At 68.7% G+C, this 11706-nt stretch carries 9 protein-coding genes; 3 read left to right on the top strand and 6 right to left on the bottom strand.

All coding sequences use genetic code 11. The features are described from left to right. Nucleotides 1–165 precede the first annotated feature (165 nt). The 3 genes from ACO1BU_RS13050 (at nt 166) to ACO1BU_RS13040 (ending at nt 4489) form a co-directional block, all read left to right on the top strand. Nucleotides 166–2664: a penicillin-binding protein 1A gene (locus ACO1BU_RS13050; protein ID WP_424136387.1), complete on the top strand. Its 2499-nt coding sequence runs from the start codon at nt 166–168 to the stop codon at nt 2662–2664. A gap of 95 nt (nt 2665–2759) precedes the next feature. Next, nucleotides 2760–3890, top strand: coding sequence for a peptide chain release factor 2 (prfB, locus tag ACO1BU_RS13045; RefSeq protein WP_424136386.1), 1131 nt, complete (start codon nt 2760–2762; stop codon nt 3888–3890). Next, nucleotides 3887–4489, top strand: coding sequence for a DUF1643 domain-containing protein (locus ACO1BU_RS13040; protein ID WP_424136385.1), 603 nt, complete (start codon nt 3887–3889; stop codon nt 4487–4489). Before prfB ends, ACO1BU_RS13040 begins: the two co-directional genes overlap by 4 nt. Before the next feature lie 426 nt (nt 4490–4915). Here ACO1BU_RS13040 and ACO1BU_RS13035 read toward each other — a convergent pair whose 3' ends face one another. The 6 genes from ACO1BU_RS13035 to ACO1BU_RS13010 all read right to left on the bottom strand — a co-directional run bounded on the left by ACO1BU_RS13035 (nt 4916) and on the right by ACO1BU_RS13010 (nt 11669). Continuing rightward, nucleotides 4916–5776, bottom strand: a complete 861-nt coding sequence (locus tag ACO1BU_RS13035; RefSeq protein ID WP_424136384.1) for an ion transporter — start codon at nt 5774–5776, stop codon at nt 4916–4918. A 493-nt stretch (nt 5777–6269) separates the two neighbouring features. Continuing rightward, nucleotides 6270–7331: an ROK family protein gene (locus tag ACO1BU_RS13030; protein ID WP_424136383.1), complete on the bottom strand. Its 1062-nt coding sequence runs from the start codon at nt 7329–7331 to the stop codon at nt 6270–6272. 48 nt (nt 7332–7379) lie between these two features. Further along, entirely contained in the window at nt 7380–8519 is a 1140-nt protein-coding gene (locus tag ACO1BU_RS13025) for an MFS transporter (RefSeq protein WP_424136382.1), read from the bottom strand. Continuing rightward, complete coding sequence (locus ACO1BU_RS13020) at nt 8516–9052, bottom strand: GNAT family N-acetyltransferase (protein ID WP_424136381.1); 537 nt, start codon at nt 9050–9052, stop codon at nt 8516–8518. Before ACO1BU_RS13020 ends, ACO1BU_RS13025 begins: the two co-directional genes overlap by 4 nt. 155 nt (nt 9053–9207) lie before the next feature. Beyond that, nucleotides 9208–10854, bottom strand: coding sequence for an AMP-binding protein (locus ACO1BU_RS13015; RefSeq protein WP_424136380.1), 1647 nt, complete (start codon nt 10852–10854; stop codon nt 9208–9210). Continuing rightward, nucleotides 10854–11669, bottom strand: coding sequence for an enoyl-CoA hydratase (locus tag ACO1BU_RS13010; RefSeq protein WP_424136379.1), 816 nt, complete (start codon nt 11667–11669; stop codon nt 10854–10856). The genes ACO1BU_RS13015 and ACO1BU_RS13010 overlap by 1 nt, the downstream gene beginning before the upstream one ends. Nucleotides 11670–11706: the final 37 nt, after the last annotated feature.

Here is an 11706-nt window from a genome sequence, read left to right as displayed (position 1 = left end):
CTTGATACATCGTTGGGCCGTCCCACCCCTCCCCGGGGCCGGGCGGTCGTGAGGAACAGGATGGCTTCCAAAAATCTCCGCGCTGAACGGCCCCTGGTAGGCGAGCGCCGCCCACGGAACGGGTCGGCCCCCGCGGAGCAGTCCGATTCGATGGATTCCTCCTCGATGCCACCGCCCGGTCCGGGCAAGCCGCGCCCGCGCCGTGCCATCTGGCTGCGCCGGACCGTCGGCTTTGTCTTCGCGACCGGCATGGTCGGCGTGGTCGTTGGCGGCATCGCGGGCTACGGGCTGTGGCGTACCGCGACGGCCGACCTGCCCGACCATGCCTGGCTGGCCGATTACCAGCCGCCGCAGATGTCACGCATCTATGCCGCCGACAGCCGCCTGATGGCCGAGATGGCGCTGGAGCGCCGCGTCTTCATTCCGATCGGCGCCATCCCCAAGCGCCTGCAGCAGGCCTTCGTCTCCGCCGAGGACCAGAATTTCTGGACCCATCACGGCGTCGATCCCTTCGCCATCGCCCGCGCTGCCTTCACCAACCTGGAAGCCATGGGAACGGGACGCCGCTCCATCGGCGCCTCCACCATCACCCAGCAGGTCGCCAAGAACATGCTGGTGGGCAATGACCGTACCATCATGCGCAAGGTGCGGGAGGCGATCCTCGCCAACCGGCTGGAAACGGCCATGAGCAAGGACCGTATCCTCGAGATCTACCTGAACGAGATCTTCCTGGGCGCCCAGGCCTATGGCGTCGCGGCCGCCGCGATGAACTACTTCAACAAGGGCCTGGACGAGCTGACCATCGGCGAGATGGCCTTCCTCGGCGCCCTGCCCAAGGCGCCGAACAACTACAACCCCAACCGCTATCCCGAGGCCGCGAAGGCCCGCCGTGACTGGGTGCTGGACCGCATGGCCGAGGACGGCGCCATCACGCGGGAGGAGGCTGAGACCGCCAAGAAGGAGCCCATCCTGGCCCGCGGCCGCGCCCGGCCGGACTTCGTGCCCGTTGGCCAGTACTTCACCGAGGAGGTACGGCGCGACCTGAACAGCCGCTTCGGGCCGGAGCAGACGACCATGGGCGGCCTCGTGGTCCGCACCTCCATGGATCCCGCGCTCCAGGCCGCGACAGAGAATGCGCTTCGCAGGCACCTGATGGCCTATGACCGCCGCCGCGGCGGCTGGCGCGGGGCGGTCACGAAGATCTCCGCCGCGCCGGCCGAGTGGATGCCGGCGCTGGAGGGCGTGCCCCGCGTGCCCGGCATGCTGCCGGAATGGCGCCTGGCCGTGGTGCTGGAGGTGAATGCCCGCGAGGCCCGGCTCGGCTGGGCCGAGCGGCCCGGCCCGCGCGATCCTGCCCAGCCGCGTGAGGGTCGCCTCTCCATGGAGGATGTGGGCTGGTCCCGCCCGTGGCGGGACGGTCGCCTCGGTGCGCCGTTCCGCCGCATGGCCGATATCGTCTCCCCCGGCGATGTGGTGATGGTGGAGAGCGTCGGTGCCGCGCCAGCTTCCCAGGGGCGTCCCCCGGCGCGCGGGGAGCGCGTCGCGCTGCGCCAGATCCCGCAGGTGGAGGGCGCGGTGGTCGCACTCGATCCCTCCACGGGCCGCGTTCTGGCCATGAGCGGTGGCTTCAGCTTCGAGAAGTCCTGGTTCAACCGCGCCACCCAGGCGATGCGGCAGCCCGGCTCCTCCTTCAAGCCCTTCGTCTATGTCACGGCACTGGAGATGGGCATTCCGCCTAACCAGCAGCTGCTGGACGCGCCCTTCGAGCTGCAGACGGCCCAGGGCATCTGGCGCCCCGGCAATTACGGCAACAACTTCCATGGCTGGGTGACCATGCGCACCGCCCTGGAGAAGTCGCTGAACCTTGTCACCATCCGGCTGGCGCAGGAGATCGGCATCGACAAGGTGGCTGAGACCGCCCGCCGGTTCGGCGTGATGCCGAACATGCCGCGCGTCCTCTCCATGGCGCTCGGCGCCGGCGAAACGACGGTAATGCGGATGGCGGCTGGCTACGCCGCTTTCGTCAATGGCGGCAAGTTCGTGGAACCCTCGCTGATTGACAGCGTGCAGGACCGCTTTGGCCATGTCGTATGGCGCAATGACGCCCAGCGCTGCGAAGGCTGCAATGCCGATGTGGCCGCCGGCCCGCCGCGGCTGGAGGATAAGCGCCCGCAGATCGTGGACCCGATCGCGGCCTATCAGATGGTTTCACTGCTGCAGGGTGCGGTCACGCGCGGCACAGGCGTGGCCGCGGCCAAGGGGCTGAACCGTCCCGTGGCCGGCAAGACCGGCACCACGAACGACTATTTCGACAACTGGTTCGTGGGCTTCACCCCGGACATCGTGGTGGCGGTCTGGGTCGGCTTCGACGAGCCGCACAGCCTGGGCGATGGCGAGACGGGTGGTGGCAACGCGGCGCCGATCTTCAACGAGGTGGTGGCGGCGGCCCTGCATGACAGCCCGCCCGTGCCCTTCCGCGCCCCGCCAGGCGTGGCGCTGGTGCGGGTGCAGACCAGCAACGGCCAAGCCATCCTGGAACCCTTCCGCCCCGGCACCGAGAACGCGGCCCGCCCGCCCATGGGCGGCAATGTGGCCTCAGGCGGCGGAGCCGGCGCCGGGGCCACGGCCTCGGCCGTGGACAGCAGCCTGGGCGGGCTCTACTAGGTCCGCCCCGGAATCCCCATCTGATCGGGGTGCCCTCATCACTTGCAAGGAGATCGGATCGGCGCTTCCGGCGATCCGACTGGACCCGCTGAACCATGCGTGCCGATGCCGAGAGCCTTAAGGCTCAGATCGCCGATAGCGTCGCCCTGCTGCGGCGCCACCTGAACTGGGATGCCGCCGTCGTGCGGCTCCATGAGCTGAACGCCCGGGCGGAGGACCCCTCCCTCTGGGACGACGCCGCCGCGGCGCAGAAGCTGATGCGCGAGCGCACCCGCCTGTCCGACCAGATCGACGGGGTGAGGAAGCTTGAGCAGGAGGTGCAGGACGCGCTGGACCTGATCGAGCTGGCCGAGGCCGAGGAGGACACCGCGACAGCCGATGCCGCGGTGGCCGACCTGCATCGTCTGGCTGCCGAGGCGAAGCGCCGCGAGATCGAAAGCCTTCTCTCGGGCGAGGCTGACGGCAACGACGCCTATATCGAGGTGAATGCCGGCGCCGGAGGCACGGACGCGCAGGACTGGGCGGAGATGATGCTCCGCATGTACACGCGCTGGGCCGAATCGCATGGCTACAAGGTCACGATCACCGAGCGCAGCGACGGCGACGAGGCCGGCATCAAGTCCGCCACAATCCAGGTCAGCGGCCCCAATGCCTATGGCTGGCTGAAGACCGAGATGGGCGTCCACCGCCTGGTCCGCATCTCGCCCTTCGGTGGCAATGACAAGCGGCAGACAAGCTTCGCCTCCGTCTATGTCTACCCGGTGATCGACGACAAAATTCAGGTCGAGATCAACCCGGCCGACCTCAAGACGGACACCTTCCGCGCCTCCGGCGCCGGCGGCCAGCACGTGAACAAGACGGAATCGGGCGTGCGCTTCACCCATATCCCCACCGGGATTGTGGTGGCCTCCACCCAGGACCGTTCACAGCATCGCAACCGTGCCATTGCCATGGATATGCTGCGCGCCCGCCTCTATGAGCTGGAACTGCAGAAGCGGGAGGCCCTCTCCGCCGCCACCGAGGCCGGCAAGACGGATATCGGCTGGGGCCACCAGATCCGGTCCTATGTCCTGCAGCCCTATCAGATGGTGAAGGACCTCCGCACCGGCGTGGAGAAGGGCAACCCGGCCGCCGTGCTGGATGGTGACCTGGACGAGTTCATGGCCGCCGCCCTTGCCTCCCGCGTTGGCGCGACCCGCTCCGAGGCGAGCGCGAACGCCCGATGAGGCGCGGCGGGACGGGCGACCTCCTCCCGGAACCGCCCCGCCCCCAGGACCTGCACGATCCCGGTGGCAAGGTGCGGCTGAAGATCGGCGCCGAGGTCGTCAGCCGCGCCGAATTCTCCGCCGATGGTCGCTACCGCACCGTGCTGGAGCGCCGCTGGGACGGCCAGCCGTTTGGGTCCCCCGGCGTCTGCGCCTGGATCATGATGAACCCCAGCACCGCGGACGAGACCGTGGACGACCCCACCGTCCGCCGCGCCCGCGATTTCACACGGCGCTGGGGCTACGGCGCCATGGTCGTGCTGAACGCCTTTGCCTTGCGCGCCACCAAGCCCGCCATGCTGCTGGAAGCCGAGGACCCTGTCGGCCCCGGCAACGACGCCGCCATCGCTGACTGGGCCGCGCGGGCGGACCGGTTGGTGGTGGCCTGGGGCCTGCCGCCGAAGAAGTTGCAATGGCGCGCCGCCCAACTCGCGGCCATCCTGGCCCGGGTCGGGGCGAGGCCGCTCGCGCTCAAGGTGACCGGGAACGGCCAGCCCGGGCACCCGCTCTACATCGCGGGCGATACCGAGCCGAAGCCCTGGAAGCTGCCTCTGGATTGATACTGGTGGCCTCGGGGAGACCCTGCCTCCCAGGCCCTCCGCGGCGAGGGTGGCCACCCCGGACGCCGGGTCGGCCACCGTGCCTCGAGGCAGGAAGAGGCCGTAAACGGTGAGGGCGCGGATATCTGCTTGGTGCTCGCGAGCGGACGTAACTGCGAGCCCTCTGGCCTCACGCTTGACGATATGGTCTGGCCCAAAGCGGCCAGTCCGCTCCTGGGACGACGATGTCGAAAAGCGGGCACCGGCGCCTGGTTCGATGGCGCGCTAGGCTGTTACCCCCACCTCTGCACCCTCGGCGCACGGCTGGGAACAGGGCCGGGCTGAAAGCCCGGCCCATATCGCCCGGATTTCCCCCTGCCCAAGACTGGACGAAGTTTTCGGGCAGGAAGCCTGTGGGCGCGGGCGAAACCCGCGCCCACCACGGTCCTAGCCCCTCTCAGCCCGCAATGCGGAGATCTCCATCCGCAGGGCACGCACCTCCGACAACAGCATCTGGCTGTCGGCGTGGGCGGCGGAAGCGGCGGCATCCGTGGCAGCCTGGGCCGCCTCGGCGTCGGCGCTCTCGCGTGCTTCTCGCAGTGTCTGGATGCTCTCGACGATGACGCCGAGAAAGAGGTTCAGCACGACGAAGGTGGAGATGACGATGAAGGGGATGAAGAACAGAAGGGCGCCAGGGTGGTTCTCCATGGCGGGCTTCACGATGTCCTCAACCCATCCCTCCAGCGTCATCAGCTGGAACAAGGTGAAGATGGACTCTCCGAGGGTCCCGAACTTCTCCGGCATGCTTTCGCCGAACAGCTTCGTCGCCATCACGCCCCCGACGTAGAACATCAGCCCCATGAGCAGGACGATGCTGCCCATCCCGGGCAAGGCGGCCAGCATGGCCCCGACTACGTTCCGGAGGGACGGAACGACCGAGAGGAGGCGGAGGACTCGCAGCACGCGCAGTGACCGGAGGACGGACAGGTCCCCGCCCGAGGGTGCCCAGGAGATGCCGATCACGACCAGGTCGAAGATGCCCCAGGGGTCACGGAAGAAGCGGCCGCGGAAGGCAAAGATCCTCAAGGCCAGCTCAGCCGTGAACAAGCAGAGCAGGAAGCCGTCAATGAACTCCAGGGCTGGGCCGAAGCCACTCATGACCGTGTCCGAGGTCTCCAGCCCCAGGGTGACGGCGTTGAGGACGATGAGGGCCGTTACGACACGCTGGAATTCGGTGGAGGTAACCAGTCTGGCCACCCGCGCGCGCAGAGTTGGCGCGAAATCTTGCGCCGAAACAGCTTCCTGCAAAGCCTTTCTCTCCAATTACAGGCAGTTAATGATGGTCGCGAGGCATCTCAGGTCGTGCACCGAAGCGCAAGGGGCACCTTTTCCTGGACATCCGGGGCAGGTCTGCCTCTCGGGCTTAGGTCCGCTTTCGAGAACTCGACGCCGCCGCACGGACGTCCGAGATGGGCGCAAAGCAAGGGCCTGGCGTTCGGAATGCCTGGCACGGCTTCTCCGTCAGAAGCGGACGTCAGGCGAAAGGGCCAGGAATGTCAGGATTGGAGCGACCCATCGGTCACCATTCGCCTGAAGCTCCACCATGACCGGGGGCGGCGCTATCGACCCAGGGGTTCGGCGCAGGAGGAACCCGCAGTCGTCCACCATCGCATGAACTCGCCTGCGGACCCTGCTACCCCACGCCGGGCTTTTCAGGCGAAAGACGGTCGAGAAACTGATGATGGGGTGCGGGAGGCGGCGTCTCGCGGAGACCACCGCCTCGACGTCCCAGAAACAAGCGTCAATCCTGCCGACGGTTGGTGAACCGCGCATTCCCCAGCCCGGTTCCGATCGTCAGCACTCCCCAGCGCTCCACGTCCTGCATGTTCGGGATTTCGCTCAGCCCTTGCAGCACGGCGTCATTGTGCATCAGCACGGCGGTGGCATGGCCGCCGATCTCGGGAATGGCCTCGGTGATCTCGCGCGGCAGGTTGAAGCGGCTGCTCTCCCAGTTGCCCGGCAGGTTCTGGCCGCCACGGTCGATTGATCCATCCTTCTCGATGATGCCGGGGCAGCCAATGCCGATGAAGGGGGCCAGGGCCCGCTTCTTCGCCTCCGCCAGGGCAACCATCCCGCGCAGCATGGTGGCGAGCCGCTCCACTGCCTGCTCGCGGGTCGGGCGGTCATCGCGATGGCGCCAGACTTCCAGTCCGATAACGCGGGCTGCCGACAGGTCCTGCGCCTTTTTCAGGTTCAGCTCCACCAGCCCGGCGCGGATGGCGGTGCCGCCGATATCCACGGCCAGCAGGCTGTCATGCCCGGCAAAGATCCAGCTCGGCGCCAGATGGACGGCGCCGATCAGCGCGGCCTCGTCCGGATCATGGGTGATAGGCACCAGCTCCACACCCTGATCATCGGCTTTCAACAGCAGCGAGGCGCGGCCGATCGCGAGCTTTCCCACCCGGCTGCCGCTCATTCCTCCGCCAACGACGATGCGCTGCGTGTCCTTCCAGCCCTTCAGCTTCAGGAAGCGGCTGGTGACGCCGGCCAGTTCCTGCGCGAACTCCTCGACCACCCCATGGATCAGGGCGGCCGCCTCCGGTCGCTCGTCCTGCAGCAGCTTCTCCAGGCGGCGCATGAAATTGTCATTGCTGTCGGCTTCACCCAGCGGGTCCTCGTCGCCCAGCTTGCGCAGCCGGTCACGCCATTCGTCCAGAATAGCGTGGAAGGCGCGCTTGCTGGCGCGGTCGCCGAGGAAGCCTTCCCCGTCCCGCAATTCGGCATTGTAGGCGTCCAGCACCACGCTGGTGAGCTGCATGGCGCCGTGTCCGGCCATGGGCTGCCTGGCGGCCTGGTCGGGCATGTCCTGTGTTAATCCCCTTCGACTCTCCCATGAACGCGGGCAGGGCCATCAGGGTTGGAGAGGCGCGGCCGGGCGGCGGATGCCGAGGCTGGCCGCCGCCAGCAGCGCGGCCCCGCCGCCATAGATCAGCAGGGCCGGGGCGATAGGCAGAAGGATGCCGGCCAGCAACGGCCCCACGCCGGCGCCGATGTCGCGCCAGGTGGATTGCCTGGCCAGGGCGGGCACGCGAGCCGCGCCCGGATTTTCGGCGGCCACCACCGGGCCGGGCAGGGGCTGAATGACGGCCCGCAGCAGCACGGTGGCCAGCGCCCCGGCCCAGAGCAGCACGCCGCCCGTCGCCAGAAGCAGCAGGCCGCCAGCCGTGGCGAGGGAAAGCCCCACCAGCGCCCTCCTTGCCCCGACCCGCCCTGCCAGCCAGCCCCCGGCCGGTGAGAGGAAGATCTCCGCCGCATAGCGCAGTGCCAGGGCAGCGCCAGCAGCCAGGGTCGCACCTTCCGGTAAGGCCGCAGAGGCCAGCACCGACAGGCCGATGACGAAGAGCCCGTCCATGGTGAGGCCGAAGATGAAGGCCCAGACCTCCAGCGCGTTGGGCAGGCCGAAGCGCGGCCCAGCCTTGGCCTCGCCTTCCGGCAGGGTGGGCAGACGCGAGGCGAAGAGGATGGCCGGCAGCGAGACGAAGCCCAGCACCACGAAGACGATCCGCGGCCCAGCCCATTCCGCCAGCACCGCCCCGCCCAGCAGCCCGATCATCGGCCCGGCCGCGACGATGGAGCGCGACCAGCCGCTGCGCCGCGCCGCGCCATCCGCCAGCGCCGTGGGCAGGGCCTGCACAGCAATGTTCATGGCCGCGAAGGCCAACCCCCAGAGCAGCCGTGCCACCAGCAGCGCCCAGACGCCCGACAGCGCCGCATAGCCGAAGGAGGCGAGCGCCGCCGCCGCCGCCGCCAGCATGCAGGCGGCGCGCGGGCCGCGCTCCGAATAGAAGCGCGCCACCCAGCCATAGCCGGCGATGCGGACCAGTCGGTTGGCCGCCAGCAGGATGCCGGCCTCCGGCAGGGTCACGCCAAAGGTGCCGGCATAGAGCGGCAGCAGCAGATAGAGCACCGTGTCCGCCGGCAGGGTGCAGGCCAGGGTAATGGCGGAGTCCCGGGTGTGCCGGTCGGCCTCGGCGGCGCTGGGCAGGATCAAGGCCGCGTCGGCGGCGTCGTGTCACCGGGGCCCAGGGGCCGGACCATCAGCACCGTGTCCAGCCAGCGCTCATGCTTCCAGCCGATGGAGGGAATGACGCCCGCATGGCGGAAGCCCAACGCCTCGTGCAGCCTAATGGAAGGGGTGTTCGCCGAATCCCCGATCACCGCAACCATCAGCCGGAATTCCGCCGCCTCGCAGCGCTCGATCAGCGCCGCCAGCAGTGCCTTCCCGACACCGCCCCGCGTGCCGGAGGGCGCGACATAAACCGAGTTCTCCACCGTGTGCCGATAGGCCGGGCGCGGCCGGTAGGCCGAGGCATAGGCATAGCCGAGCACCGTGCCCGCCTCATCCACCGCGACCAGATGCGGGTAGCCACCGGCCAGCACTGCCTCCCGCCGCGACGCCATCTCTGCCTCGTCCGGGGGCGTGAGTTCGAAAGAGGCGCGGCCATGCTCAACCCAATGGGCGTAGATGCGCGCGATGGCGGGAATGTCCTCGGAGCGGCTGTCGCGGATCATAAGCGATGTCATGAAAGTTTCATGCGGCGGCCGGGCGTGCGCCGCAAGACGATCAGGTCTGCGACTTGTCGGGATCAGGGCTTCACCCGTTCACTCCTGGATACCCTGTTCTGTCCCGGGAAAGCCGGTTCGCAGCGCCGGACAATGCTGCCCGTCAGCGATCCGGCCTATCCGGCAATCAACCCTTCCCGAACCGCCTGGCGCAACGGCACCTTCTGCAGCTTGCCCGTGGAGGTCTTCGGAACCTCCTGGAATATCACCCGCTTCGGCACCTTGAATCCCGCCAGCCGCTCGCGCGCATGGGCGATCAGCTCCTCCTCCGTGGCCTCCGCATCGGGCTTCAGCTCCACGAAGGCCCAGGGCACCTCGCCCCATTTCTCGTCGGGTGCAGCGACCACGGCTGCCACGGCCACGGCCGGGTGCTTGTAGAGCGCGTCCTCCACCTCGATGGAGGAGATGTTCTCGCCTCCGGAGATGATGATGTCCTTCGCCCGGTCCTTCAGCTGCACATAGCCATCAGGGTGCTTCACGCCGAGGTCGCCGGTGCGGAACCAGCCACCGGCGAAAGCCTTCTCCGTCGCGGCGGGGTCCTTCAGATAGCCCTTCATCACGGTGTTGCCGCGCATCACCACCTCGCCCATCGTTACGCCGTCGCAGGGCACGGGGACGTCGCTGGGGCCGAACACGTCGAAGGCTTCCAGCGTGACATAGCGCACGCCCTGGCGGGCCATCAGCGCCGCGCGCTCGGAGGCGGGCTTCGCGTCATCCTCCGGATGCCATTCATTCACGACCGAGGGGCCGTAGCACTCGGTCAGCCCGTAGATGTGCCGCACCGTCACGCCGGCGGCATCGGCGGCGGCCAGAACGGCCTCGGGCGGGGCGGCGCCAGCCGTGCCGAAGACCAGCCCCGTGCCCGCCACGCGGTTCGGATCGTTCACCAGGGTTTGCAGCACGATCGGCGCGCCGCACATATGCGTCACGCGGTGCGCCTTGATCAGCTCCCACATCACCAGGCCGCGCACGGCACGCAGGCAGACATGCGTGCCGGAGACGGCGGCCACCGCCCAGGGGAAGCACCAGCCATTGCAGTGGAACATCGGCAGCGTCCACAGATAGACGGGCGCGGGGCCGATGCCGCAGGCCAGGATATCGCCGATCGCGCCCAGATAGGCGCCGCGATGATGATAGACCACGCCCTTCGGCCGCCCGGTGGTGCCGGAAGTGTAGTTCAGCGCGATCGCATCCCACTCATCCGCCGGGGGGCGCCAGGAAAAGGCGGGATCGCCGGCCGCGATGAAAGCCTCATAATCCTCTCCGCCCAGCGTATGCGGGAAGGAGGCCTCGGGGTCGTTCACCTCGATCACCAGCGGCTTGGCCTGTGCGATCGCCAGTGCGCGCTCCAGCACCGGCACCAGTTCCCGGTCCACCACGATGGCGCGCGCCTCGCCATGGTCGAGGATGTAGGCGATGGTGTCGGCATCCAGGCGGATATTGATCGTGTTCAGTACGGCGCCCGTCATCGGCACGCCGTTATGGCACTCGATCATGGCGGGTATGTTGGGCAGCAGCGCCGCCACCGTGTCGCCCCGCCCGATGCCGCGCGCCGCGAGAGCGGAGGCCAGCCGCACGCAGCGGTCCCGGTGCTCGCGCCAGGTGAAGCGCTGCCCGCCATGGATGACGGCCACCCGGTCCGGAAAAGTCGCGGCCGCGCGTTCCACGAAAAGCAGCGGCGTCAGGGCGCGGTGGTTCGCCGGATCACGCGGCAGGGCATCATAGGCCTCTTTCGCCGAAACGGGCGGGGCGTTCATGTCCATCAGCGGTGCCTCCATTCCGGGCTGCGCTTCGCGAGAAAGGCGTCGATTCCTTCGGCCGTGTCCTCGGCCAGCAGGTTCTCGACCATGGCGGCGGCCGCCACCTCATAGGCTTCGGCCAGGGGCAGCCCGGCCTGGCGATAGAAGGTCCGCTTGCCGAGCTGCACGGCCCGCGCCGACCGCCCGGCAATCCGCGCCGCCAGGGCCGCCACGTCGCCGCGCAGCAATTCCGCCGGCACGATGCGGTTCACCAGGCCGAGACGGTGTGCCTCCGCGGCATCGATCGGCTCGGCCGTGAGCAGCATCTCCATTGCCGCCTTGCGCGGCACGGCGCGCGACAGCGCCACGGCCGGGGTGGAGCAGAACAGGCCGATCTCCACGCCCGGCGTGCAGAAGCGCGCGGCCTGAGAGGCCACCACCAGATCGCAGGCGGCGGCGAGCTGACAGCCCGCGGCGGTGGCCATGCCCTGCACCGCGGCAATGACGGGCTGGGGCAGGGTGGGGATGGCCTGCATCACCGCTGCGCAGCGCGCCATGGAATCGGCAAAGAACGCGTGGCCGCCATCGGCATCACCGAAATGGGCTGTGATTTCCTTCAGGTCGTGGCCGGCGCAAAAGACCGGTCCCTCCGCCTGGATCACCACGCAACGGATGGAGGAATCGGCGGCGATGTCGCGCAGTGCCGCCTGGAGCGCATCGAGCAACGCCACGGACAGCCCGTTGCGTGCGGCCGGGCGGTTGAGGGTGAGGGTGGCGACCGCGCCCCGATCCTCGCGGATCAGGATGGGCGCAACAATCCCGGCAGCGCCGTCCGGCATGTGTTCCTCCCCATCTTTATTGACATCAGCTTGGGGT

Origin of the sequence: Roseomonas chloroacetimidivorans (assembly GCF_049629625.1) — a bacterium.
Classification (GTDB): Bacteria; Pseudomonadota; Alphaproteobacteria; order Acetobacterales; family Acetobacteraceae; genus Roseomonas; species Roseomonas chloroacetimidivorans.
The sequence above is the reverse complement of the archived record's forward strand: the minus strand, read 5'-3'. Positions and strand labels throughout refer to the sequence as shown.

Coding starts and splice junctions, on each gene's coding strand:
- ACO1BU_RS13015 (WP_424136380.1), bottom strand. CDS start 10,854: ATGGACATGAACGCCCCGCCCGTTTCGGCGAAAGAGGCCTATGATGCC.
- prfB (WP_424136386.1), top strand. CDS start 2,760: ATGCGTGCCGATGCCGAGAGCCTTAAGGCTCAGATCGCCGATAGCGTC.
- ACO1BU_RS13050 (WP_424136387.1), top strand. CDS start 166: ATGCCACCGCCCGGTCCGGGCAAGCCGCGCCCGCGCCGTGCCATCTGG.
- ACO1BU_RS13030 (WP_424136383.1), bottom strand. CDS start 7,331: ATGCCCGACCAGGCCGCCAGGCAGCCCATGGCCGGACACGGCGCCATG.
- ACO1BU_RS13010 (WP_424136379.1), bottom strand. CDS start 11,669: ATGCCGGACGGCGCTGCCGGGATTGTTGCGCCCATCCTGATCCGCGAG.
- ACO1BU_RS13020 (WP_424136381.1), bottom strand. CDS start 9,052: ATGACATCGCTTATGATCCGCGACAGCCGCTCCGAGGACATTCCCGCC.
- ACO1BU_RS13040 (WP_424136385.1), top strand. CDS start 3,887: ATGAGGCGCGGCGGGACGGGCGACCTCCTCCCGGAACCGCCCCGCCCC.